Annotated in this window: 20 protein-coding genes; 12 read left to right on the top strand and 8 right to left on the bottom strand. The window is 71.2% G+C overall.

Features of this window, described 5'->3' with window-relative positions:
* Nucleotides 1–87: 87 nt before the first annotated feature.
* Nucleotides 88–1,215: a 2,3-diaminopropionate biosynthesis protein SbnB gene (gene sbnB, locus AC068D_RS22425; RefSeq protein WP_478824792.1), complete on the top strand. Its 1,128-nt coding sequence runs from the start codon at nucleotides 88–90 to the stop codon at nucleotides 1,213–1,215.
* 107 nt (nucleotides 1,216–1,322) lie between these two features.
* Entirely contained in the window at nucleotides 1,323–2,420 is a 1,098-nt protein-coding gene (sbnA, locus tag AC068D_RS22420; protein WP_478824791.1) for a 2,3-diaminopropionate biosynthesis protein SbnA, read from the top strand.
* Nucleotides 2,421–2,850: 430 nt separating this feature from the next.
* On the opposite strand, the gene AC068D_RS22415 is transcribed toward sbnA, so the two are convergent.
* Nucleotides 2,851–5,142 (bottom strand): ATP-binding cassette domain-containing protein, encoded by a 2,292-nt coding sequence (locus AC068D_RS22415; protein ID WP_478824790.1) that lies wholly within the window; start codon nucleotides 5,140–5,142, stop codon nucleotides 2,851–2,853.
* A gap of 112 nt (nucleotides 5,143–5,254) precedes the next feature.
* Between AC068D_RS22415 and AC068D_RS22410 the strand changes: the two genes are divergently transcribed.
* Nucleotides 5,255–6,085: an ATP-grasp domain-containing protein gene (locus tag AC068D_RS22410; RefSeq protein WP_478824789.1), complete on the top strand. Its 831-nt coding sequence runs from the start codon at nucleotides 5,255–5,257 to the stop codon at nucleotides 6,083–6,085.
* 24 nt (nucleotides 6,086–6,109) lie between these two features.
* Here the strand turns inward: AC068D_RS22410 and AC068D_RS22405 are convergent, their stop codons facing one another.
* The 3 genes from AC068D_RS22405 to AC068D_RS22395 are packed head-to-tail and all read right to left on the bottom strand — an operon-like array spanning nucleotide 6,110 to nucleotide 8,644.
* Nucleotides 6,110–6,970, bottom strand: a complete 861-nt coding sequence (locus AC068D_RS22405; RefSeq protein ID WP_478824788.1) for an amidohydrolase family protein — start codon at nucleotides 6,968–6,970, stop codon at nucleotides 6,110–6,112.
* Complete coding sequence (locus tag AC068D_RS22400) at nucleotides 6,967–7,722, bottom strand: amidohydrolase family protein (RefSeq protein ID WP_478824787.1); 756 nt, start codon at nucleotides 7,720–7,722, stop codon at nucleotides 6,967–6,969. The genes AC068D_RS22405 and AC068D_RS22400 overlap by 4 nt, the downstream gene beginning before the upstream one ends.
* Nucleotides 7,703–8,644 (bottom strand): DUF2867 domain-containing protein, encoded by a 942-nt coding sequence (locus AC068D_RS22395; RefSeq protein WP_478824786.1) that lies wholly within the window; start codon nucleotides 8,642–8,644, stop codon nucleotides 7,703–7,705. The genes AC068D_RS22400 and AC068D_RS22395 overlap by 20 nt, the downstream gene beginning before the upstream one ends.
* A 57-nt stretch (nucleotides 8,645–8,701) precedes the next feature.
* Between AC068D_RS22395 and AC068D_RS22390 the strand changes: the two genes are divergently transcribed.
* Nucleotides 8,702–9,259, top strand: a complete 558-nt coding sequence (locus AC068D_RS22390; protein ID WP_478824785.1) for a TetR/AcrR family transcriptional regulator — start codon at nucleotides 8,702–8,704, stop codon at nucleotides 9,257–9,259.
* A 558-nt stretch (nucleotides 9,260–9,817) separates the two neighbouring features.
* On the opposite strand, the gene ku is transcribed toward AC068D_RS22390, so the two are convergent.
* The gene (gene ku, locus AC068D_RS22385) at nucleotides 9,818–10,906 is read right to left on the bottom strand and encodes a non-homologous end joining protein Ku (protein WP_478824784.1); all 1,089 of its coding nucleotides are present in this window, start codon (nucleotides 10,904–10,906) and stop codon (nucleotides 9,818–9,820) included.
* Between the two features lie 50 nt (nucleotides 10,907–10,956).
* Here ku and ligD point away from each other — a divergent pair, with 50 nt between their 5' ends.
* The 3 genes from ligD to AC068D_RS22370 are packed head-to-tail and all read left to right on the top strand — an operon-like array spanning nucleotide 10,957 to nucleotide 13,255.
* A complete protein-coding gene (gene ligD, locus AC068D_RS22380; RefSeq protein ID WP_478824783.1) occupies nucleotides 10,957–11,841 on the top strand; it encodes a non-homologous end-joining DNA ligase in 885 nt (294 codons plus the stop codon).
* Nucleotides 11,842–11,873: 32 nt separating this feature from the next.
* Nucleotides 11,874–12,764, top strand: a complete 891-nt coding sequence (locus tag AC068D_RS22375) for an ATP-dependent DNA ligase (protein WP_478824810.1) — start codon at nucleotides 11,874–11,876, stop codon at nucleotides 12,762–12,764.
* Between the two features lie 59 nt (nucleotides 12,765–12,823).
* Nucleotides 12,824–13,255 (top strand): nuclear transport factor 2 family protein, encoded by a 432-nt coding sequence (locus tag AC068D_RS22370; RefSeq protein ID WP_478824782.1) that lies wholly within the window; start codon nucleotides 12,824–12,826, stop codon nucleotides 13,253–13,255.
* A gap of 2 nt (nucleotides 13,256–13,257) precedes the next feature.
* Here AC068D_RS22370 and AC068D_RS22365 read toward each other — a convergent pair whose 3' ends face one another.
* The gene (locus tag AC068D_RS22365; RefSeq protein WP_478824781.1) at nucleotides 13,258–14,064 is read right to left on the bottom strand and encodes a nuclease-related domain-containing protein; all 807 of its coding nucleotides are present in this window, start codon (nucleotides 14,062–14,064) and stop codon (nucleotides 13,258–13,260) included.
* Between the two features lie 192 nt (nucleotides 14,065–14,256).
* Between AC068D_RS22365 and AC068D_RS22360 the strand changes: the two genes are divergently transcribed.
* The 5 genes from AC068D_RS22360 (at nucleotide 14,257) to AC068D_RS22340 (ending at nucleotide 21,716) form a co-directional block, all read left to right on the top strand.
* Nucleotides 14,257–16,221, top strand: coding sequence for a HEAT repeat domain-containing protein (locus tag AC068D_RS22360; RefSeq protein ID WP_478824780.1), 1,965 nt, complete (start codon nucleotides 14,257–14,259; stop codon nucleotides 16,219–16,221).
* Nucleotides 16,222–16,767: 546 nt separating this feature from the next.
* On the top strand, nucleotides 16,768–17,475 hold the full coding sequence (locus AC068D_RS22355) for a hypothetical protein (protein WP_478824779.1): 708 nt from the start codon (nucleotides 16,768–16,770) through the stop codon (nucleotides 17,473–17,475).
* Entirely contained in the window at nucleotides 17,472–18,848 is a 1,377-nt protein-coding gene (locus AC068D_RS22350; RefSeq protein ID WP_478824778.1) for an ATP-binding protein, read from the top strand. Before AC068D_RS22355 ends, AC068D_RS22350 begins: the two co-directional genes overlap by 4 nt.
* 25 nt (nucleotides 18,849–18,873) lie before the next feature.
* Nucleotides 18,874–20,268, top strand: coding sequence for an FtsW/RodA/SpoVE family cell cycle protein (locus AC068D_RS22345; protein ID WP_478824777.1), 1,395 nt, complete (start codon nucleotides 18,874–18,876; stop codon nucleotides 20,266–20,268).
* Nucleotides 20,265–21,716, top strand: a complete 1,452-nt coding sequence (locus AC068D_RS22340) for a penicillin-binding transpeptidase domain-containing protein (RefSeq protein ID WP_478824776.1) — start codon at nucleotides 20,265–20,267, stop codon at nucleotides 21,714–21,716. Before AC068D_RS22345 ends, AC068D_RS22340 begins: the two co-directional genes overlap by 4 nt.
* 188 nt (nucleotides 21,717–21,904) lie before the next feature.
* Here the strand turns inward: AC068D_RS22340 and AC068D_RS22335 are convergent, their stop codons facing one another.
* Nucleotides 21,905–22,792: an ADP-ribosylglycohydrolase family protein gene (locus AC068D_RS22335; protein ID WP_478824775.1), complete on the bottom strand. Its 888-nt coding sequence runs from the start codon at nucleotides 22,790–22,792 to the stop codon at nucleotides 21,905–21,907.
* A gap of 74 nt (nucleotides 22,793–22,866) precedes the next feature.
* The gene (locus AC068D_RS22330) at nucleotides 22,867–23,970 is read right to left on the bottom strand and encodes a ferritin-like domain-containing protein (protein ID WP_478824774.1); all 1,104 of its coding nucleotides are present in this window, start codon (nucleotides 23,968–23,970) and stop codon (nucleotides 22,867–22,869) included.
* Nucleotides 23,971–23,975 lie beyond the last annotated feature (5 nt).

Raw genomic sequence — 23,975 nt, 5'->3', positions numbered from 1 at the left:
CTACGAAGGACCACGCGAGGTCCTGGTCGCCATGGCCGACCCGGTCCGCCTCGCCGACTGCACACCGACCGGCAAGGTGAACCTGCGATGACCACTCCGCACCCCGACGCCGCCGCCCTGCCCCGGCCGCCCACCGTGCCGCCGTTCGCGGTGGTCTCCGGAGCCGAGGTCTCCCGTGCTCTCGAAGGCCGCGAGAAGGAGATCACCGCACTCATCGAGGCGACCTACCAACTGCACGCCGCGGGCGATTCGGTCAATCCGCCCTCGTACTTCCTGCGCTTCCCGGACCGTCCCGCGTCCCGGATCATCGCCCTGCCCGCCTCCATCGGCGGACAGGTATGCGTCGACGGCCTCAAGTGGATCTCCAGCTTCCCCAAGAACGTGGAGGCCGGGATCCCCCGGGCCTCGGCGGTGCTGATCCTCAACGACCATGACACCGGCTACCCGTTCGCCTGTCTGGAAAGCTCCATCATCAGCGCCACCCGCACCGCCGCATCGGCCGCACTGGCGGCCGAACGGCTCAGCCAGGGGCGGCCACGGCCCCTGAGGGTCGGGTTCTTCGGCACCGGCCTGATCGCCCGCTACATCCACAGCTATCTCCTCGCCACCGGCTGGTCGTTCGACGACACGGGCATCCACGACCTGTCCCCCCAGAGCGCGGCCGGCTTCCGCTGCTATCTGGAGCAGACCGGCACCGCCGGCCGGATCAGCGTCCACGAGGGCGCCGAGGAACTCATCCGCTTCAGCGACCTGATCATTTTCGCCACCGTCGCAGGCACCCCCCACATCACGGCCCCCGACTGGTTCGACCACCACCCCCTGGTCCTGCATGTGTCGCTGCGCGATCTGGCCCCCGAGGTGCTCCTCGCCTCGGCCAACATCGTCGACGACGTCGACCATTGCCTGAAGGCAGACACCTCGCCCCACCTGGCCGAACAGCTCACCGGCAACCGCGACTTCCTCACCGGGACCCTGACCGACGTCATGGCCGGGAACATCGGTGTCCCTGCGGACCGCACGGTGGTGTTCTCCCCCTTCGGCCTCGGCGTGCTCGACCTCGCCGTCGGCAAGTTCGTCTACGACGAGATCGCCCGCAGCGGGCAACTGCGCGTCATCGACGACTTCTTCCACGAGATGAACCGCCATGGACGGACACCGGAACGACCACCGGGACGGCCGGACGGCACAGAGCCGAGGAGGCCGATGCAGGACTGATCCCACGAGAAGGACCACGGGTCACGTCGCCGCAGACAGGCGCACGACACCACGGCCACTGATTGCAGGGTCCCCCCGGGCGCTCTGCTGCCGATGAGGAGGCCATCGTGCCAGTCATATCCGCCCCCTATGAGTTCAACGAAGAGGAGCTCTATGTCGACCTGCGGTCGATCTTCGGGCATTCGCTCTTCCTGAAGTGTGAGGGCTTCAACTTCGCTGGCTCGATAAAGCTGAAGGCCGCCACCGAGATGGTGGAGAGCGCCGAACGGAGCGGAGTCCTCAAGCCCGACTCGGTCCTGGTCGAGTCCTCGTCCGGAAACCTCGGTGTGGCGCTGAGCATGATCGCTGCGAGCAAGGGTTACCGGTTTCTGTGCGTCACCGACTCCCGCTGCAATCTGTCGACCAGGCTGCTGATGGAGGCTCTGGGCAGCCAGGTGCACATCATCGCCGGGCAGGAGGCCAACGGCGGTTTCCTGGGCGCACGGATCGACTACGTCCGCGCGCTCTGTGCCTCCGACAGCCGGTACGTATGGCTCAGCCAGTACACCAATCCGGACAACTGGAAGGCGCACTACCGCAGGACGGCTCCGGCGATCGCCCGGAAGTTCCCGAAGCTCGACGTGCTGTTCGTCGGGGCGGGTACCACCGGCACCCTGATGGGCTGCGCGCGCTATTTCCGGGAGTGGCACCGCCCCGTGCGGATCGTCGCCCTGGACAGTGTCGGATCGGTGATCTTCGGTGGGGCTCCGGGGCGCCGGATGATTCCCGGTCTCGGCATGAGCATGCGCCCGCCGTTGCTCGACGAGTCCTATGTGGACGAAGTGATCCTCGTCGAGGAGGCGGACACCATCCGTGCCTGTCATCGTCTGGCCAGACGCGGGTATCTGTTCGGCGGCTCGACCGGCACAGTGGTCAGCGGCGCAATGGACTGGCTGGGGAAGCACGACGCGCACGACCTCACCTCCGTGGCCATCGCCCCCGACCTCGGCGAGCGCTACCTCGACACCATCTACCAGACCAACTGGCTGCAGGCTCTCTACGGTGAGGACGTGCTCACCGCCGGGAGTCCCGACGCAACCGCTGCGGAGCCGACCGCCGAGACCTGGCCGGCCTGCCCTGCGCCGCCGGCCCGGTCACCGGGGCGACGGCCGCGTCTGGGGACGGGTGACCGCGGTGGTGGCCGCAGCCGGGATCGCCGCGCCTGAGCGGGGAAGCCGTCGCCAGTACCGCTGTGCCGTGCAGTCGGACCGGCGGGGCGAGCGAACGGGAGCCGGTTCAGCGCATCCCGCCGCCGGGACGTTCGTCCGCGCCCCCGGCCGGCCGGCGGCGGGGAAGCACCGTGCCCGTGCCGGCGGCGGGGAAGCACCGGGTGGACATGTCGTACCCACGTCCGCGCCCCTCCTCCGCACGGCGAACCGCGTGAGCCGGACCAGTCCCGACCATCGCGGGCGGGCCCTCCGCCCCCGTACCGGGAGAGGGCCTTGCCGGTCGCGCACACGGCCCTCAGCCGGAAGGCCATGAGGCTTCCGGACCGATCGTCCGGAAGCCTCATGGTGCCGTTCAGTGCCGTTCAGTGCCGGTCGGCTCACTCGGCGGCGCTGAAACCCGGTCCCGCCGTCGCGGACCGCCCGGGAGTCAGGACCCGACGTACTCGCGCAGATGCCGGGCCGTCAATGTGTCGCCCTTCGCCACCAGGTCCGCGGGCGTCCCCGTGAAGACCACGCGGCCGCCGTCGTGGCCGCCGCCCGGGCCGAGGTCGATCAGCCAGTCGGCGTGGGCCATGACGGCCTGGTGGTGTTCGATGACGATGACGGTGTTGCCGTCGTCGACGAGACGGTCGAGGAGGGCGAGGAGCTTGTCCACGTCCGCCATATGGAGTCCGGTGGTCGGCTCGTCGAGGACGTACGTCGAGGACTTCTCGGCCATGTGGATGGCGAGCTTCAGCCGCTGGCGCTCACCGCCGGACAGAGTGTTCAGCGGCTGACCCAGCCTGAGATAGCCGAGGCCGACGTCGCTCAGCCTGCCGAGGATGGTGTGGGCCTGGCCGGAGGGGAAGAAGTCGTACGCCTCCGCGATCGACATGCCCAGCACTTCGCTGATGTTCTTGCCGCGGAGGAGATAGGTGAGCACCTCGGGGGTGAAGCGCCTGCCCTCGCACTGCTCGCAGACCGAGGCCACGCCGGCCATCATCGCGAGGTCGGTGTAGACGAGGCCGAGGCCGTTGCAGTTCGGGCAGGCGCCCTCCGAATTCGCGCTGAACAGGGCGGCCTTGACGTTGTTGGCCTTGGCGAAGGCGGTACGGACGGGACCGAGCAGTCCGGTGTAGGTGGCCGGGTTGGAGCGGCGGGAACCGCGGATCGGTGACTGGTCGGCGACCACCACCCCGTCCCGGCCGGAGAGATAGCCGTGGATCAGTGAGCTCTTGCCGGAACCGGCGACGCCCGTGACCACCGTCAGCACACCGATGGGGATGTCGACGCCGACGTCCCGCAGATTGTGCAGATCGGCGCCCTCGATGGAGAGGTGCCCCCGCGGCTCGCGTATGGTCGCGCGAAGCCTCGCCCGGTGCTCCAGATGGCGTCCGGTGAGGGTGCCGGAGGCCCGCAGACCGGCGACGTCGCCGCTGTAGCAGATGTGCCCGCCGCCGGCGCCGGCGCCGGGCCCCAGGTCGACGACATGGTCGGCGATCGCGATCACCTCGGGCTTGTGCTCGACCACGAGGACCGTGTTGCCCTTGTCGCGCAGCCGCAGCAGCAGGTCGTTCATCCGCTGGATGTCGTGCGGATGGAGCCCGACGGTCGGCTCGTCGAAGACATAGGTGACATCGGTGAGGCTGGAACCGAGGTGGCGCACCATCTTCACCCGCTGGGCCTCACCGCCGGAGAGGGTGGATGCCGGACGGTCCAGGCTGAGGTAGCCGAGTCCGATCTCCACGAGCGATTCGAGCAGATGGCCCAGATTTGCGAGGAGCGGTGCGACGGAGGGATCGTCCAGTTTCCGTACGAAGTCGGCGAGATCGCTGATCTGCATGGACGAGCACTGGGCGATGTTCAGCCCGCCGACCTTGGAGGAGAGGGCGGCAGGGCTCAGCCGCGTACCGCCGCAGTCGGGACAGTCGGCGAAGACCGCGGCACGGTCCACGAAGGCACGGATGTGGGACTGCAGTGCTTCCCGGTCCTTGGCGAGCCAGCTGCGCTGGATCTTGGTGATGAGTCCTTCGTAGGTGAAGTTGTTGGACCCGATCCTCACCTTGCAGGACTCCTTGTGGAGCAGGTCCGCCCACTCCTGCTCGGTGAAGTCCTCCAGCTTCTTGTCGGGGTCGTAGAAACCCGAGTTGGCCATGACCTGCCACTGCCAGGAGTCCACGGCGAAGTTCGGGACGGTGATCGCCCCTTCGTTCAGCGAAAGCCCGCGGTCCACCAGCTGATCGACATCGATGTCCGACACCTCGCCGAGCCCTTCGCATCGGGGGCACATGCCCTCGGGGCTGTTGAAGCTGAAGGCGGTGGACGTCCCGATGTGCGGGCTGCCGAGACGGCTGAAGATGATCCGGAGCATGGTGTACGCATCGGTGGCGGTGCCGACCGTGGAGCGGGAGTTGGCCCCCATCCGCTCCTGGTCCACCACGATCGCGGCGCTGAGATTGTGCAGTCCGTCCACGTCGGGCCGGCCGAGGCTGGGCATGAAGGACTGGATGAAGGCGGTGTAGGTCTCGTTGATGAGGCGCTGGGACTCGGCGGCGATGGTGCCGAAGACGAGGGAGGACTTTCCGGACCCCGAGACTCCGGTGAAGACCGTGAGCCGGCGCTTCGGGAGATCGAGCGAGACATCGGCCAGATTGTTCTCACGGGCGCCACGGATCTGGATCACTTGATGGCTGTCGGCTGCTGCGGTGGGCCGGTTGCTGCTTGCGGGGGCGGCGGGCATTCAGGCTCTCCTTGGGTACAGCTGTACGGCTTCCGGTCTTTCCTGTGCTCTCGGTCTACAGTTCTACCGCTCGTGTCTGACATCTCGGGCGGGAAGACCGGAAGGAAGAGATATGGGCACGACGGACGTCCGGCAACGGGTGCTCTATGTGACGGATCCGGCCTATCAGGCGCGCGGGCGGCGATACTGCGACGAGGACATCCGTCTGACGTCACGGCTGCGCGAGGCGATTCCCCTCGCGCAGTGCCATCCGCGGGACGCGGAGTCGCTCATGGACGCGTTCGATCTGGTCGTGGTGCGCAACAGCGGCCCGGTGATGCACTACCAGCAGGCCTACGACGCCTTCCGCACCCGGGCGCGCGCCGACGGGGTCAGGGTCTACAACCCGCTGACAGGCAAGGGGGACATGGCCGGTAAGGGATATTTGCCCGAGTTGTTCTCCGCCGGGTACCCCGTGATACCGACCGCCGACCGGACGGCGGATCTCGCACGGCTGCCCGAGAGCGGCGAATACGTGGTCAAGCCCCTGTTGGGGGCGGATTCGGCCGGCCTGGAATTCGTGCCCCGGGACCGGCTGGACGGGGTGGAGTTCGACCGGGTCCTCGTCCAGCCGCGGATACGGTTCCAGTACGAGGTGTCGTTCTATTTCATCGACCGCGCGTTCCAGTACGCCCTGTACGCGCCACGGCCGGACCGCCGCTGGGAGCTGGAACGGTACGAGGCGAGCGCGGCGGATCTCGAGTTCGCCCGGGCGTTCGTGGACTGGAACGCGCTCGAGTACGGCATCCAACGGGTGGACGCCTGCCGCGACGAGGACGGGCGGCTGCTGCTGGTCGAGCTGGAGGATCTGAATCCGTATCTCTCGCTCGATCTGGTCGACGAGGACACCCGCGGGGCGTTCGAGCGGGCATTCGTGGAGTCGGTACGCCGGGCGATGGGGTAGGTGCGGGAGCCGGCTGCGCCGGGCTCAGCCCGCCCCGTTCCGCGCGACCGGGGCCGGCCCGTTCAGCAGCCGGTCCATCGTGCCGCGCAGGATCAACTCCCGGTCCTCTTCGGTGAGATCGGCGAGCAGGATCCTGCCGAGCCCGATCCGCAGATCGAGGAAGACGGCATCGGAGCCGAACACGATCCGGTCCGCTCCGACCTCGGCGACGAATCGGCAGAGGTGGCGTGCCGTCATACGGGAGCTGCAGGTCTCCAGGACGAGGTTCGGGCAGCGGGTGGCGGCCTCGATGGCCGGACCGTATCCGTGCGGCGCCAGCCCCGAGTGGCCCATGAGCAGGGGGACCGTGGGATGGCGGGGTGCGACCGCGACGAAGTGGCGGGCATCGTTCCAGGCGCTGCGGTGCTGGCTGTGCGCGAGGACGGGACAGCCGCGCTCGGCGGCCACCTCGAAGGCCGCCGTGTAGGCGGGCTGGTCGAGGCCCACCTCGTGCACATCGGGATGGAGCTTGACGCCGATGACACCGGGCACGTCGAGGAGATCGCGCAGGCGAGGGGCCGCCTGAGGGTCATGCGGGTTGAAGACGGCGTAGCCGAGGAGCCGGCCGGGGTGCGCTTCGAGCGCCTCCAGGAGGAGGGCGTTCCCGACGCGGGCGTCGGGGCCGACCGCCAGCAGATGCGAGACACAGGACGCCCTCACCCCGCAGAGGTCCATCATGGCGACCAGGCTCGCGGCGGAGCCGTCGGGGATGGCGAAGGCATGCCAGCGGCCGAGATGCCCATGCGCGTCGATCACACCGGCCACAGCCGCCCGGGCTCCGGAAACCGCCGGCAGCGCCGGGTCTCCCATGGCTCCAGCGGCTCCCGGAATCCTCGGCCCGTTCATGCCTCACCTCCCAGCAGCCGCAGCGCATTGCCTCCGGCGACGAGCGCCGCGTCGGCGTCGGGCAGATCGAGGGTGTCCAGCAGATGGCGCGGACCGGCGTCGTCCGTGACGGGGGCCCCGGTACCGAAGAGGACGCGGTGGGCCCCGTACCGGTCGGCGACCCACTCCACCTGACGGTGACCCACAAGTGTCGATGTGTCGACATACAGCTGTGGGTGGACGTCGAGCAGATCGGCGAGATCGCGCAGGCTGCGATAGCCGGTGCCGGTGAGCACGATCCGCAGCGAGGGAGTGGCGGCGGCGAGCGAGTGCACCTCGGCGGCGGTGACCGCGGCCCAGGCGAGCAGCACGGTGGTGCCCGCCAGGGCGGCTTCGGCAAGCAGGCCGAGGGCGTGCGGACCGGTGGCGCTCCAGCCGTGAAGGTCGGGACAGAGCCGTACGAGTGGGGCGGCACCGGCACCGCCCCACTCCCCGGTGCCGAGAGGCCCCGGGACGAGTACGGGCACGGGATGCAGCCGCCGGTCACCGATGAGGTCCAGTCGGCCGTTGCCGTCGCGCGGGTCACCGTGCACCGCGTGGGAGTGGACGACACAGGCCGCGTCGATCCGCAGCCGGTCCAACTCCCGGATCAGGCCCTTTTCGTCCCGGCTGGGCACGGCGTCGTGGGGCAGCGGGCCGAGGGTGCGGTTGATGTCGACGACGTTGATGACGCCCCCAAGAGCTGATGGAGCGTCACATACTAGTCCCCGCACCGGGAGGCGGGGGCGCGGCACGGCCCGGAGGCTGCGCGCAGGGCGCACCGCCCCAGCGCTCGGCGGCCGACGGCGCGGCGAGGGCCAGTGCGCGGTGCGTGCGCCGCAGCATCCGCCGGGCCATGAACGGGTGCACATGCCGCACCAGGGCGAAGTAGAGCCTTCCCCGACGGTTGTGGGTCCGCACGACCGTCGTGAGGGTCACGTCCCGCTCGCCCACCAGGAGCGAGGCGCGGAAGTCGAGATGGGACGCGTCCTCGCCGAGCAGCAGCTCGTCACCCTCTGCCGCCTTGACGGCGAAGGGCAGTACGCCGCGCCAGGCGCGCGGGTCGCGGTCCATCCCGGGCCCCAGCGGCAGCTGCCAGGCGTCGTGGAAGTCGGCGTGGTCGAATGCGGCACGGGCGAGCCGGGCCCCTTCGGGCACGGCGACCGCCTTCGGCCGGTCCCAGAGCAGCCGGTGCATCAGACGGACCCAGGGGGACCAGCGCACGGGACGGCCCAGGGAGCCGGTGGCCGCGCGCTCGACGTTGTCGAAGAGCTCTTCGACGACGACGTCGTGCATGGGCCGGACGGCGAGCGACCAGGCGAGCGCCTCCTTGAGGCCCTGCTGCTGCTCGAGGACATGGACGACCCGGCAGCGCGAGGGACCCAGCGGCTCGATGTCCACGCGGTGAAAGCCGTTTCCGGGCGGGCCGAAGTCGAAGCGGACGCTGCGTCCGGGCTCAAAGGCGGCGACCTTGTACCGGACGAAGCCGTGGCCGCCGTCGGCGCCCACGGCGAGGGGCCGGTCGAAGCGCATCGCCGGCCAGGCGGGCGTGGGGAAGAGCGGGTCGTCGTCGGCCGAAAGCCGGTCCATCAGGGCACCGACGGTGTCGGCGGGGGCCTCGACGATTCGCTCGTGGACGTTCCGTACCGTGCGCAACACGCACCTCCATACGCCAACGTATGTTTCTCCATACGATACCGTATGGTTTTCGGCATGGCTCGACTCACCGCACAGGACTGGGCCGACGCGGCACTGACTGCGATCGGCGAACGTGGCCTCGCCGCTGTGGCGGTGGAGCCGCTGGCGGCTCGACTCGGGACCACGAAGGGCAGCTTCTACTGGCACTTCGCCAATCGCGAGGCGCTGATCGAGGCGGCTCTCGCGCGCTGGGAAGTGATGTGCACGGACGAGATCATCACGGCGGTGGAGCGCGAGCCCGATCCCGAGAAGCGGCTGCGTCTGCTCTTCGCGGAGGCGACCGCCGCGGCGGCTGATGACCCCCTGGAGGTGTCCCTGCTGTCCACCGCGGACCACCCGCACGTCGCTGCGGTCCTGCGTCGGGTGACCGACAGACGGGTGTCGTACGTGTCCGCGCTCTTCGAGGAGCTCGGCTTCCCTCCGGCACAGGCGCGTCGCCGGGGACTTCTCGCCTACACCAGCTATCTGGGCCACACGCAGCTCACCCACGCGGTACCCGAAACGCTCCCGAAGGGCGAGGAGCGGTCCGCCTACCTGACCTCGGTGCTGGACACGCTGCTGCGCCGGGACTGAGGGAGTGGGGCACCGCCCGCACACCGGGAAACGGGAGCACCGCACCCGCACGACGCCACGCACCGGCCGGACCGAAAGACACGGATGTGCCGCAGGCACCGGGTCACGCCACCGGGCCACGGGCGCACCGCCCGCGTGAGCCACGCCGCGCGGACCGCACGCGGAGACCACCCCGGCCCGCCGGAGCCCGGACAGGATGTGCACCACGGGCAGCCGACCGCCGGGCCGCACGAGCAGGGAGGGGCGGCAGGCGGCGCCGGACAACAGGGGCGGCCGGACAGCGAGGCGGCCGGACAGCAGGGCGGCAGGGGCGGCCGGGCGGCACACCACCGCCGGTACTGCCGGACCCCGGCCCCGCACCGGCCCAACCCCGTGCGGACCGGAACCTTCCCCCGGACCGGAAGCTGCCGGACCTGGACCGCACTCGCCCGACCCCACGCCCGGAGGCTCACTGCAGATGCCTGCGGGCCGGTGGCGCCGCTTGCGCAGAAACCCGGCAGCCCGGCAGGCCCACGGCGACCCGGCCGCCCGGAGCCGGAGCCGGAGCCGGGCAGCGGCTCAGGCCGAGGCGCGCTTGCCCGGGGTCGTCTTCTTGGCGGCGGCCTTCTTGGTCCCGGACTTCGCCGAGGACGACTTGGACGCCGCCGACTTCGAGGCCGCCGACTTCGAGGCCGTCGATTTCGTCGAGGTCGCGGCCGCCGACTTCTTCGTCGTCGAGGTGGACTTCTTCGCGCCCGTCTCCTTGGGCGCGGCCTTGGCCGCGGTCTTCGCCGGAGCCTTCGCCGCCCGCTTGCGGGGCTTGAGTTCGCGTACCTCCGCCGCCTCCGTCGCGCCGCCCGCAGCCTCTGCGGCCCCTTCCCCCTCACCCGCGCGGGCCTCCTTCGCCGCCTTCACACTGCTCTCCAGGGCGGCCATGAGGTCGATCACCTTGCCGCCGCCCGCGGCGGGGGCGCGCTCCGGTTCCAGCTCGACGCCCTCCGCCTTCGCGGCGATCATTTCCTCGACAGCCGCCCGGTAGTCGTCGTGCAGGGAGTCGAGGTCCACCTCGCCGAGCGTGTCCATCAGCGCGTCCGCCAGATCGAGTTCGGCGTCGCGGATCTTGACGTCGGTCTCCGGGGCAACACCCTCTGGCCGCCGGATCTCGTCCGGCCAGAGCAGGCCGTGCATGGCGATCACATCGTCGACGACGCGCAGCATGCCCAGCCGTTCCCTCCCCCGCAGCGCGAACTTCGCGACCGCCACCTTCTTGCTGCGCTTGAGCGCCTCACGCAGGAGGGTGTACGGCTTGGCCGCGGGCACGCCGTTCGCCGAGAGGTAGTACGCCGCATCCATCTGCAGCGGATCGATCTCCGAGGCGGGCACGAACGCCACGATCTCGATCGTCTTCGCGGTCGGCAGGGGCAAGGTGGCGAGGTCCTCGTCCGTGATCGGGATCATCGTCCCGTCCGCGTCCTCGTACGCCTTGCCGATGTCCGCCGTCGGAACCTCCTCGTCGTCCAGCTCGCAGACCTTGCGGTAGCGGATGCGCCCGCCGTCCGCCGTATGGATCTGACGGAAGGAGACCGACCGGCTCTCGGTGGCGTTCACCAGCTTGATCGGGATGCTGACCAGCCCGAAGGAGATCGCGCCGTTCCAGATGGATCGCACGTGTCATCCCTTTCATCCGATATTGAGGGGATTCATGGGATTCTCATCGTATGACGCCCATCACAGAGGTGGAGGGGCGGCGCCTGACGCTCAGCAACCTGGAGAAGGTCCTCTACCCGGCGACCGGGACCACCAAGGGCGAGGTGCTGCACTACTACGCCATCACCGCCACCCCCCTCCTCGACCATCTCCGCGGGCGGCCGGTGTCGTTCCTCCGTTACCCCGACGGCCCGGACGGCCAGCTGTTCTTCACCAAGAACCCTCCCCCCGGCACCCCTTCATGGGTCCGGGTCGCCGAGGTGCCGCGCTCCTCACGCGAGACCGGCGAGCAGGTCGTGGTGGAGGACCTGCCGTCCCTGATGTGGGCGGCGAACCTGGTGGTGGAATTCCACACTCCGCAGTGGCAGGCGGACGAACCGGCCAGGGCCGACCGGATGGTCCTCGATCTCGATCCCGGGCCGCCGGCCACCGTCGTGGAGTGCTGCGAGGTGGCCCTGTGGCTGCGCGAACGGCTTGCCGCCGACGGCCTGGAGGCCCACGCCAAGACATCCGGAGCCAAGGGGCTGCATCTGCTGGTGCCGCTGGAGCCGACACCGTCGGCACAGGTCTCGGCCCATGCGAAGTCCCTCGCCGTCGAGGCCGAGGCCGAGCTCGCCGGCCTCGTGGTGCACCGGATGACCCGGGCACTGCGCCCCGGGAAGGTGTTCGTCGACCACAGCCAGAACGCAGCGGCCAAGACCACCGCGACCCCGTACACCCTGCGCGCCCGCCCCGAGCCGACCGTGTCCACGCCCGTGACGTGGGAGGAGGTCGAAGCGTGCGGCTCCCCGGAGGCACTGGTGTTCCGGCTGGGCGACATCGCGGAGCGGCTCGAGCGGTACGGCGACCTCCTCGGACCTCTCCTCGACCCCGAGCGCGCGGGCAGCCTGCCGTGAGTGCACAGAGGACGACTCCGCTGCGACCGCCGCTGAAGGTGGCGCTCGCCGAGTCCGTGGCTGCGCTTCCGCGCGGGCGGGGGCTCGCCTACGAACCGAAGTTCGACGGCCACCGCATCCTGCTCTTCGCCCTGGACGGCGGCGCCGTGCTGCAGGCCCGATCGGGGCGGATCGTGACGGCGGCCTTCCCCGACCTGGCGGACGCGGCGCGCGCCCTGCCGGACGGCACGGTCCTCGACGGGGAGGTCGTGATCTGGACCGGCGGCCGGATCGACTTCGCGGCGGTGCAGCGGAGGGCCGCCGCGACGGCGGCGCGCGCCCGGATCCTTGCGCGCAGGCTGCCCGCCTCGTACGCCGCCTTCGATCTGCTCGCGGAGGACGGCGAGGACCTGCGCCCCGCTCCGTACGAACGCCGCCGGGAGCGGCTGGTCGGGCTGCTCGGTCCGCTGGGGCCGCCGCTCCAGCCGGTGCCGATGACGACGGACCCGGAACTCGCGGCCACCTGGTACGAGACCCTCACCGAGAGCGGGATCGAGGGCCTGGTGATCAAACGGCTCACGGGGCGCTACCGGGCGGGCGCACGAGACTGGCGCAAGCTGCGGCACACGGATGTCCGGGACGCGGCAGTGGTCGGCTTCACCGGTCCGGCGGACCGGCCCGCCGCGCTGGTGCTCGTGCTGCCGGACGACGACACGCCCGTGGTGTCCAGCCCCTTGCCGCCCGCACTGCGGACACACGCGGCGACGGTCCTCGCGGGCCGCGGCACCGCCGCCCCCGACGGCCCGGCGATGGCGATCGGCGTGGGCGAGGTGCCGTACGGCGGGGTGACGCCCGGGCTCACGGCGGAGGTGGAGAGGGGGACGACACGGCACACCGTGGTCACGGTCCTCCGGATCCGGGACGATCTGAGTAATCAAGTTTGACTAGAAGAGATCGGGGTATTACTGTCGACGTCCAGTAGTCAAGTTTGACGAGGAGAACTGTGCCCCAGCTGCCCGACACCGGCTACACCCCGACCCCCGGCGAGCTCGAGAGCATCGAGCAGTGGTTCGCCGAGTACGACGCGGCCAGCGCCCGCCGCGATGTCGAGAGGATGGCCGACATGGCGGTCTTCCCGCTCAACCTCGTGAGCGACGACTCCGCGGGCAACGGCGCGTCCGCGCAATGGGACCGCGAGCGGTTCGTCGCCACCATGACCCAGGTGATGGGGGACGGCTCGCAGGACCTCACGTTCACGTCGACGCGTACGCCGGTCTTCCTGACCCCGGCGATGGTGGTGGTGTTCACCGATTCGGTCATGACCATGGGCACCACCGAGCAGCGCCTGCGGTACGCGGACATCCTGATCAGACAGGACGGGAAGTGGATGTTCCAGACGATGCTTCAGGGCGGATGGGGGGACGGCCTGCGCTGAGTTCAGACGCGCAGCCAGGTCCTGCGGTCGCGCGCGAGCCAGTGGAGCGCCTCGACGTCCGCCGGTTTCAGGACGGCGCGCGGCCGGGTGAACGCCGCCACCTCCTTGTCCTCGACGATCAGCACCTCTCCGGCCGCTCGCGGTGCGTCGAGCCGCGCCGCCCCGACCACGGCGAGCACCGGCCGGACGCCGACGGCCAGGGCGCGTGAGGCCCACGCTGCAGCCCGACGGGCCGGGCCGAGCTCGGGGCGGGGCTCGGCGCGGCCGGTCGCCACCATCGGGTCGGCGACCCGGACCCGGCGGCCGCGGGCGGCGAGCGTACGCACCGCGAACACACCGGCCGGGCCGATCGCCAGGTGGTCGATGGGGTCGGCGCCGGGCAGCGGCACGGAGTGGAGAACCCGCCATCCGGAGTCTTCCAGCCGCTCGAGCCCGGCACCGAACCGCTGCCGTGCGGCGAGTTCGGCATGACGGGGACCCGGCCACAGGTGCCGCCGGGCGGACACGCCGTCCAGCGGGGGATACAGGGCCTCGCCGGGCCGGTTGGGCGCCAGGTCGTCGTCGGGAGGGAGGCAGAGGCGGGCAATTTCGCCGGGAGTGGGAACCGGCGGCGGGCCGATGGTGAAGCCCCCGGTGACGTACGGTGCGAGGGCGGCGACGACCTCGTCACGGAGCCCGGCGAGAACGAGGCTGACGCGATGGGTGTCGCGGTCGTACCAGGCCGCGTTCCGTCCGCTCGGAAGACTGACGTAAAGACGCGAACGGCCGTACCTCACCACCGGTGTGACGCGCAGTCCGGTCGTCGCCATCGCTCCCTCACCCCCGCCGTCCATGGGAGCAGGCGGCGGACCGAACGGGCAACATCCCGTACCGGGGGGGCGGATTCGCGGGCCGGGACGGCGGTCCCGGACACCTTTGCAGCGTGCCGGATTTCGGAGTCCTCGTTGCCGTCGTCCTGGTGCACACTCTCCCCAGACACCTGGCTCGCGGGAGGGAACGGCGTGTTCACGGGGATCGACGAGGTCGACTGGGCGTCGCTGGGGCATGCGTACGGCCCGGCGGACGACGTCCCGGGGCTGCTGCGCGGGCTCGCGTCGCGCGATCCGGTCGAGCGGGAGGGCGCGCTCGACGGCATGTACTCCGCGGTGCACCCCCAGGGTGATGTGTACGACTCGACGCTGGCCTGCATCCCCTTCCTGCTGGAGCTCGTCGCCAGCCCCCATGTGCAGGACAGAGGCGCCGTCGTGGAGCTGCTCACCAGCATCGGGGGCATCGAACTGGACGGTGACGACGAACCCGGCCCGGACGAGGAGGAGTTCGAGGAGGCCGCGAACTACGCAATGGCGGCGGCCGCCGTCGCCGCGGGCGCGGATGTGTTCGTCGGACTGGTCTCGGACGACGACCCCGGAGTGCGCCTCGCGGTGCCCTGCGCGCTCGCGATGCTCCACGGGGAGCCCGCGCGAGTGCTGGCACTGCTGTGCGGGAGGCTGGAGGCGGAGCCCGACACGGAGGTACGGCTCGCGCTCGTCGAGGCGGTGGGCCGGATCGCCCTGCGGCACGCGGCACTGCGGACCGAAGCGCTGGAGTGGCTGACCGGGCTGCTGGCGCCCGCACACGCACCCGGGCTGCGGCTGGCCGCACTGACCCAGCTGACCCGGTGCGCACCGGGGAGTCTGCCACCGGAGGTCGCCGCGACGGCGACGGCCCTGCTGCGGGAGGCGGACGAGCCGACGGGCGCCGGCGACGGCTGCGGCGCGGACGACGACCTGCTGCGCACCCTGCACTCGGCGCTCGGCGACCGGGTCGACGAGCGCATCGCGCTGCTCGTGGGCCGGCTGAGCAGCGGGGACCCTGCGCAGCGGACGGACGCCGTGTGGATGTGCCACGGACTCATCCGGACCTGGCGCGGCGGCTACGAGGAGCTGGTGCGGTGCATCGGGGCGCAGCTCGGCGATCCCGAGCCCCGGCTGAGGGCTGCCGCGTCGAGCCTGCTGGAGAGCCTCTTCGGGCTGGCGCTGCCCGCGGCGGACGCGCTCGCCGCCCGGCTCGCGAGGGGCGGGTCCGCTGCGGCCGCGCGCGACGACCGCGCCCTGATCGCGCTGGCCCGGCTGGGTGACCCACGGGCGGTGCCGGCCCTCGCAGCGGCGCTGGAGGAGCCCGATGCACCGCGGGAGGTGGTTTTCGCGGTGCCCTATCTCGGGGCCGCCGCCTCACCCCTCGCACCGGTCCTGCGGCGTCGCCTCGCCGAGGCCGAGCTCGACGACCAGCTCTTCGACCGGGCCGGGCCGCTGCTGCTGGCGCTGGGGGCGCTGCGGTCGGCCGAGGCCCTGCCCGAGGTGCTTCGGGTGCTGCACGGCGCCCCCGAGCGGGGCGGCGACTGGGTGACCGAGTCCGCGCTGCGGGCGCTCACGGCGTTCGGGCCCGCGGCCCTGCCGGCCGTTCCGGAGCTGCGCAAGCTGCTGGGCAGCCCGTGTTCGTCGGTGGCCACTGCCGCCGCCAGGGCACTGTGGGCGATCGCGGGCGACGCCGACGCCGCGCTCCCCGTGCTGCGGGACCTTCTCTCGGCCGACGGCCCCGACGAGCGCCGCTCGGCCGCTTCGGCGCTCGGCTTCCTCGGCCCCCGGGCATCGGCCACGGCGGCCGCCCTGCACGACCTGCTGGCTTCCCCCGAACGCTGGCTCCGCATGGACGCGGCGATCGCCCTCTGGCGGGTCACCGGTGAGGCCGGGGATGCCCTGCCCGTGCTTGTCACGACCTGGGAGGAGAATCGCTACGGCCGCGTCGAGATCGCCGAGTGCCTGGCCGAGATGGGCCCGGCGGCCTCCCCCGCCGCTTCTCTTCTGCGCGCCGAGCTCGCCCGGCCCCGGCGGCACAACGTGCTCGACGGCGGCTCCGGCACCCACGACATCGAGCAGGACGAACGGCTGCTGGCGCTCTGCCGGAGGGCTCTCGCGCGCCAGGAGTGAGGACGCGGCGCCGATGCTGCCCGGTATGTCCGCGGAATGGCACGGCACGGACCCGAGCATGCGGGTGCCGGCAAGGCCGCACTGCACGACCGGAGTCCCGGCGCCGGGCCCGCGTGCGCGGGTACGGCCGGGCACCGACGCGAGGCAGGCGGGCGTGGTCCCGTCGCGGCGGGCTCCGCGCCGACTCCGCGGGCGGACCGGGGCCGGTCCTCTTCCCTCCGGCCTGCGGCCTCCGGGCCCCCGGCCCGGGTGGCCCGGGTGGCCCGGGTGGACCGGGTGGCCCGGGTGGACCGGGTGGACCGGGTGGGTGGCCCCGGGGGCCCGGTCCCGGTCCCGGGCGTCCTTCCGGCATCCGGGCCTCGTTCGGGTGGGGTGGCCGATGGGCTGTTGTTACCTCACCGATGAACCACCGCAACAGCGGATATATACGCTCGAACTTCGCGGCATATATGCGCCTCCGCATATGGTTGTCGGAAAGACCGACCGGCCCGAGCCCCTTCTGACGCGGAGGACGGCGTAGCCGCAGCATCAGCAGGGAGCCAGACCGTGAATCCGTACCGCACCGCCATGGGCGCAGTGCTCTCGGCTGCGGCCGGCGCCCTGCTGCTGACCGGCTGCGGAACCGCGGGCGGACTGGAGAGCGCGGGGGCGGCACCGACCGCCGTCGGCCCCGTGGAGCTGTGGCCCGACCTGCCGCCGATCTCCGCGCCACCGGTCGACTACGGGGAGAGCGACACCGCGCACGTACCCGGTGTCAAGGTGCCGGACGGCAATGTCCGGGCCGTGGATCCCGTCGCCGTCGTACAGGCCGATGTGGCCGCGAATCCCGGGCAGGTCACCGGCGCCGACGGACTGTACAAGCAGACCGCCGACCAGATTCGCGCATGCACGTCGAAGCCGCAGGCCTGCCCCGTTCTCAAGCCGTACTACAGCGACCTCACAGGCGACGGCAAGGACGAGCTGATCGTGGCCGTCTCCATGCCCGACAAGCAGACCGCCCTCCGGGTCTACATGCCCGAGAAGGGCGCGCTGACGCGCATCATGACGTACTCGGACGCGATCGTCAGGGTGGAACTGGCCGGCAAGGACCTCATCACCCGCGCCGTCTCGGCGGGCATCCCCGGATACGAGTACCGGACGGCCTGGTCCTGGGACGAACGGCAGCACGCGATCCTCCCCGACCGCGACGAGATCATCCGGGTCAAGCCGACCGGGTCCCCGGCGCCCGTCCCTCAGGCGGGGACCGGCCGATGAGCCGACGCCACAAGGACCGCCGCCGCATCCGGCTGCGCCGCACCCGCTTCCGCCTTCCCGCCTGGACCGCGACGCTGACCTGGAAGGCCGCACTCTTCATCACCGTGATGTGCTGCGCCCTCGCCGCTCTGCTGGGCGCGCTCGTCCATGTGTCCGTGACCCGCCAAACGGTCGAACAGGCACGTGAGAAGGCCCTCTCCCGGCTGGAGGACGCCACCGAGGCCTACGAGGCGGGCGAACCGCTCGGCCGGTACGGCGAGGTGGATCCGCCCGGGCTCCCGCCCGAGCTGCGCGCCCTCGCGCTCCGCGGACAGCGCGGAACGGTCGTCTCCGACTTCGCCGGCAACCCCACCATGTGGGCTGCGGGGCCCGCCGACGGCCGGGCCCTGGCCGTGCGCGTCGACTACACGCTCAGCGCGGACACGATCAGCAATCTGGACCGGGCCATCCTCGGCTCCTCGGTCCTCGCGATCGGTACGACACTGCTCGTCGGCGCCTTCGCGGTGACGCGTGTGACCCAGCGGCTGCACCTGACCGCCCAGGTCGCCCGCCGCATCAGCGCGGGCGATCTGGACGCCCGCGTCAACGACCCCCGTACCAGGAACCCTTCCCGCCCCCAGGACGAGGTCGCCACGGTCTCCGGCGCCCTGGACACCATGGCCTCCACGCTCCAGGAAAAGCTGCTGAACGAGCAGCGCTTCACCGCCGATGTGGCCCATGAGCTCCGCACCCCTCTGACCGGACTCTCGGCCGCCGCCGAACTGCTGGCGCCCGGCCGTCCGTCGGAGCTCGTCCAGGACCGGGTGCGGACGATGCGTGCCCTGACCGAGGACCTGCTGGAGATCTCCCGGCTGGACGCGGGTGGTGAGACCGTCGACCTGGACATCCACGAACTCGCGCCGCTCACCGAGCGGGTCGTCCGCGGCGTGCGCAGCGGCGGCTTCGAGACGGACCTGCGGATCGCCGACCCTTCACAGGTCGAGACCGACAAGCGCCGGCTGGAGCGTGTGCTGGGCAATCTGATCACCAATGCGCACAAGCACGGAGCCCCGCCGGTCGTCGTTTCGGTCGAGGGCCCGGCGGTGTCGGTACGGGACCACGGCCCCGGGTATCCGCAGTATCTGCTGGAGCACGGCCCCCAGCGCTTCCGCACGGAGTCCGGGGGCAAGGGGCACGGCCTCGGGCTCACCATCGCCATGGGCCAGGCCGCGGTGATCGGCGCGGAACTGGAGTTCCACAACGCCCCGGACGGCGGCGCGGTCGCCCGGCTCACACTGCCCGAGTACGTGCATCTCGGGGACCCGGCGCCCGTCGACGACACACGCGCACCCTGGACGGACGGCACGCCTGAGTCCATGGATAGGCGGACATAACACCCCCACTTGCTACGTTGCGCGCATGACCGCAACGACGGCGGACGCTCCCCCGCCCGCACTTCGCCTGCCGAAACGGCGCGGGGTCGAGCTCTCGCTCCTCGTCTGCGCCGTCTTCATCTCCGTCTACGGCTATGCCGCCGTAGGGCTCACCCGCACCGGCGCCCTGCCGCCCGATGCCGTCGCCTACGGCGCGGGGCTCGCACTGCTCGCCCTGCTCGCCCATCTCGCCGTACGACTCCGGGCCCCCTACGCGGATCCGCTGCTCCTCCCCATCGCGGTCCTCCTCAACGGCCTCGGCTTGGCACTGATCTACCGCCTCGACCTCGAAACCCCCGCGGTCCGCGCCGCCCCCGCCCAGCTGGTCTGGTCGACACTCGGCGTCACTCTCTTCATCACGGCAGTCGTTCTCCTCCGCGACCACCGGGTGCTGCAGCGGTACGCATACCTCTCGGTCGCCGCCGCACTGGCCCTGATGGTCGTGCCGATCTTCTTCCCCGCCGTGAACGGAGCCCACATCTGGATCCGGGTCGGCCGATTCTCCTTCCAGCCCGGCGAGTTCGCCAAGATCCTGCTGGCCGTCTTCTTCGCCGCGTATCTCGCCGCGAACCAGGGCGCCCTCGCCTACACCGGCCGCCGCATCTGGAAACTCCAGTTCCCCACCGGCCGGGTGCTCGGACCGATCGTCACGATCTGGCTGCTCAGCGTCCTGCTCCTGGTACTCGAACGGGACCTCGGCACCTCGCTGCTCTTCTTCGGGCTCTTCGTGATCATGCTCTACGTGGCGACCGGGCGGACCGGCTGGATCGCCGTGGGGCTGCTGCTCGCCGCCGTCGGAGCCTTCGCCGTCGGCACCGTCGAGCCGCATGTGCACGGCCGTGTCGAGGACTGGCTCCATCCGTTCGCCTCCATCGAGGCGGGCAACGGGCCCGGCCAGCTCGCCCAGTCGCTGTTCTCGTTCGCGGCGGGCGGTGTCCAGGGCACCGGGCTCGGCGCGGGGCACTCGATCCTGATCGGTTTCGCCGCCAAGTCCGACTTCATCCTGGCGACCGCGGGCGAGGAGCTGGGACTTGCCGGACTGACGGCGCTCTTCCTCCTCTACGGGCTGCTGGTGGCCCGCGGCTATTGTGCGGGCCTCGCACTGCGCGACTCCTTCGGCCGGCTCGTCGCCGTCGGCCTGGCCGCGATCCTCGCCGTGCAGGTCTTCGTCATCGCGGGCGGGGTGACCGGGCTGATCCCGCTCACCGGCATGGCCATGCCGTTCCTCGCGCAGGGCGGTTCGTCCGTCGTCACCAACTGGATCATCGTCGCGCTGCTCATCCGCGTCAGCGACTCGGCCCGCACCCCGCTCCCCGAGCCGGCCGGGACCGGATTCGTCGAACCACCCGCCATGACGACGGTTCAGGGGGACCGGAAGTGACCCGCTACATCCGCCGAGCCGCCGCGCTCTGTGTCGTCCTGCTGGTCGCGCTGCTCGTCAACGCCGTCCGGGTACAGGTGCTCGACGCGGACGAGCTCAATGCGAACCCTGCCAATCGCCGCCCGGCCATCGCCCGTTACGCAGCACCGCGCGGCGACATCCTCGTCGGCTCGAAGCCCGTCACCGGCTCCAAGGACACCCGGCAGCAGTTGCGTTACGAGCGTACGTACCGCAATGGCCCGCTGTACGCGCCCGTCACCGGTTACGCCTCCCAGCTCTACGGCACCACGCTGCTCGAGAACGCCGAGGACGAGGTCCTGGCCGGCACGGATCCGCTCCTCGCACCGATCCCGCTGTGGAACGAGCTCACCCGTTCCCGCCGCCCGGGCGGCGCAGTCGTCACCACGATCAGGGCCCCGTTGCAGGAGGCCGCCTACAAGGGGCTGGCCGGGCGAAGGGGCGCGGTCGCCGCGATCGAACCGTCGACCGGCAGGATCCTGGCGCTGGTCAGCAGCCCGTCCTACGACCCGGGGCTGCTTTCCGGGAACAGTCAGGACGTTGCCGCGGAGTGGAGACGCCTCAACGAGGCGGGCACGCATCCGATGCTCAACCGGGCGATCCGGCAGACCTATCCGCCCGGCTCCACCTTCAAGATCGTCACTGCGGCCGCCGCGCTGGAATCGGGAGTCGTCACCGACCCGCACGCCCCGACCGACGCGCCCGACCCCTATGTGCTGCCGGGGACCCGGACGAAACTTCCCAACGCCGTGAAGGGTTGCCGGAGGGCGCCGCTCACCTTCGCGGTCCAACGGTCCTGCAACACGGTGATGGCAAGGCTCGGGGTGAAGGTGGGGCTCGCCAGAATGGTGGAGGCCGTGGGGAGGTTCGGCTTCAACGACAAGTCACTGCGGATCCCCTCCCCGGTCGCCGTGTCCACCTTCGACCGGCGGATGAGCGTCGACCAGCTGGCGCTGTCGTCGATCGGTCAGTTCGACACGGCGGCGACGCCGCTTCAGATGGCGATGGTCTCGGCCGCCGTCGCCAACGGCGGAGAGCTGGCGTACCCCCATCTCATCGACCGTACGACGACCTGGAGCGGCGACACCGTCCGGGAGACCCCCCGCCGCTCCTACGGGCGGGCGATGAATCCGGTCACCGCCCAGCTGCTGCAGCGGATGATGATCGAGGCGGTCGAGAGGGGCGGGGGGAGACGTGCGGCGATCGACGGGGTGCTGGTCGGCGGCAAGACGGGCACCGCGCAGCACGGCCCCCGCAACACCGGGAAGCCCTACGCCTGGTTCATCGCCTGGGCACAGAAGCCGGGCTCGGGCCGCCCGTCGGTGGCGGTCGCGGTCGTCGTCGAGGACGCCGAGGCGAACCGCGCCGAAATCAGCGGGGGCGGGGACGCGGCACCGATCGCACGGGCGGTGATGAAGGCGGCGCTGTGACGGCACGGTCGCCTCCTGCGATGCGGGGTGCCTCTCCGGTGACCGGCGCCTGCCGTCGGCGTGCCTGCGGGGTTGCCGTCACCGGCCGCCGGACAGCACGTCGGGCGTCCGGTGATCACGCCCGTCACCGCGCAACCGGCCTGCACCGGGCAACCGCCGCCCACGGCTCCCGCCCCGGGGCGGGAGCATCAGCCGCCGGGAACGGGCTCACGGCGGATCAGCCACTCCTCGGGGACCGCCCCGACACCCGTCGCCGCGGACACGATGCCGCCCGTGATGGCGCACGTCGTGTCGACGTCACCCAGGCCCTCCGCCGTCGCCCACAGCGCGGCCGTCAGATCCCGGGGGTGCCGGGCAGCGGTCCATACGGCGAAGGGGACCGTGTCGTCGGCCCGGATCCTCTGCCCGTTGCCCAGCAGGTCCGCCGCACGCCACGGCTCGGTGCGCAAGGACAGCCCCGCAGCCCGTTCCAGCCCCTCCCGTACGGCGCCGGCCGGTGTGGCCTCCGCGACGGCGGCGATGTCGAGCCTGCCGCGCGCGGACAGCGCCGACGCGACGGCCACGGCGACGGCACCCGCGACACCCTCCGGGTGGGCGTGCGTCACCCGTGCCGACAACTCGGCCTGATGGGCGGCGAGTTCGATGTCGTCGGCGAACCAAGCGCCGAGCGGCGCCACGCGCATCGCGGCGCCATTGCCGAGGCTGCCGCCGTCGAAGAGCTGCGGCGCGAGCGTGCGCCAGTCCTCGGGCGCGCCCAGCAGGGCGGGCAGCAGCATGTGCATGCCGTGCCCGTAACCGCGTGCGGGATCCGCGTCGTAGGTGAGGGCGAAGCAGGCCGCCAGCCGGTCCTGGTCGACGGTCCCGTGCTCGTCGAGGACGCGCAGAAGCGCAAGGGCCATCGCCGTGTCGTCGGTCCAGTGCCAGTCGGGCTCCTGCGGCAGGCGACGGGCCCGGATCTCGTCGTACGCCTGCCGGGGCTCCCGGAACAGCGGGAACCACCGCTCCCCGAAGGCGTCCCCGAGCGCGAGCCCCTCGAGGCTGCGGCGGGCGGCGGCACGGTCGACAGCGTGAGTCATGGCGACCATGCTGCCGCGCCGGCCGGCGACATGCACACGAGTTCCCCGTCCGCTCAGGTCGGTTGCGCGTCCGCTCAGGTCGCCCCGTCCGCGATGGCCCGGTCCACCTCCGCCACCCGCGCGGCTTCCTCTGCCGTGAAGCGCTCGCGGTCGAGCTGGTCGGCGAGCTCCTCGTCCTGGGTCATCAGGAGGTCGAGGTTGGAGTCGCCGAGCTCGAAGACGCCCATGTCGACGTACGCCTGCTGCAGCCGTTCGCCCCACAGACCGATGTCCTTGACGCACGGCACGATCCGGCTGAAGAGGAGCTTCCTGAACAGATGCAGGAACTCGGACTGCTCGGTGTATTCCTCCGCCTCCTTCCGCGGGATGCCGAAGTCCTCCAGCACCTCCAGGCCCCGGATGCGGTCACGCATCAGATAGCAGCCCTCGATGACGAACTCCTCGCGCTCCCGCAGCTCCGCGTCCGTGAGCTGTCGGTAGTAGTCGCGCAGCGCCATGCGCCCGAAGGCCACGTGCCGTGCCTCGTCCTGCATGACGTAGGCCAGGATCTGCTTGGGGAGCGGCTTGTCCGTGGTGTCGCGGATCATGCCGAACGCGGCGAGCGCCAGGCCCTCGATGAGCACCTGCATGCCGAGGTAGGGCATGTCCCAGCGGGAATCGCGGAGCGTGTCGCCGAGCAGTCCCTGCAGATTGTCGTTGATCGGGTAGAGCATGCCGATCTTCTCGTGCAGGAAACGCCCGTAGATCTCGGCGTGCCGGGCCTCGTCCATGGTCTGGGTGGCGGAGTAGAACTTCGCGTCGAGGTCGGGCACGGACTCGACGATGCGCGCCGCGCACACCATTGCGCCCTGCTCGCCGTGCAGGAACTGGCTGAACTGCCAGGAGGAGTAGTGCCGGCGCAGATCGCCCTTGTCCTTTTCCGTCATCCTGGACCAGTGCCGCGTGCCGTAGAGGCTGAGGGCTTCGTCCGGGGTGCCGAGCGGGTCGTACGGGTCGACCTCCAGGTCCCAGTCGATGCGCTTGGCGCCGTCCCACTGCTTGTCCTTGCCCTTCTGGTAGAGAGCCAGAAGGCGGTCGCGGCCGTCTTCGTACTCCCAGCTGAAGCGCGCCGCGCCGGAGGCGGGGACGGACCAGATGAAGTCGTCGGGGGTGGTGGTGTAGAGGTCACGTGTCGACACGAACG

This window comes from Streptomyces sp. NPDC043861 (assembly GCF_056435905.1).
Note: the sequence above shows the minus strand (reverse complement) of the source record. Positions and strands in the feature narration are given on the sequence as shown.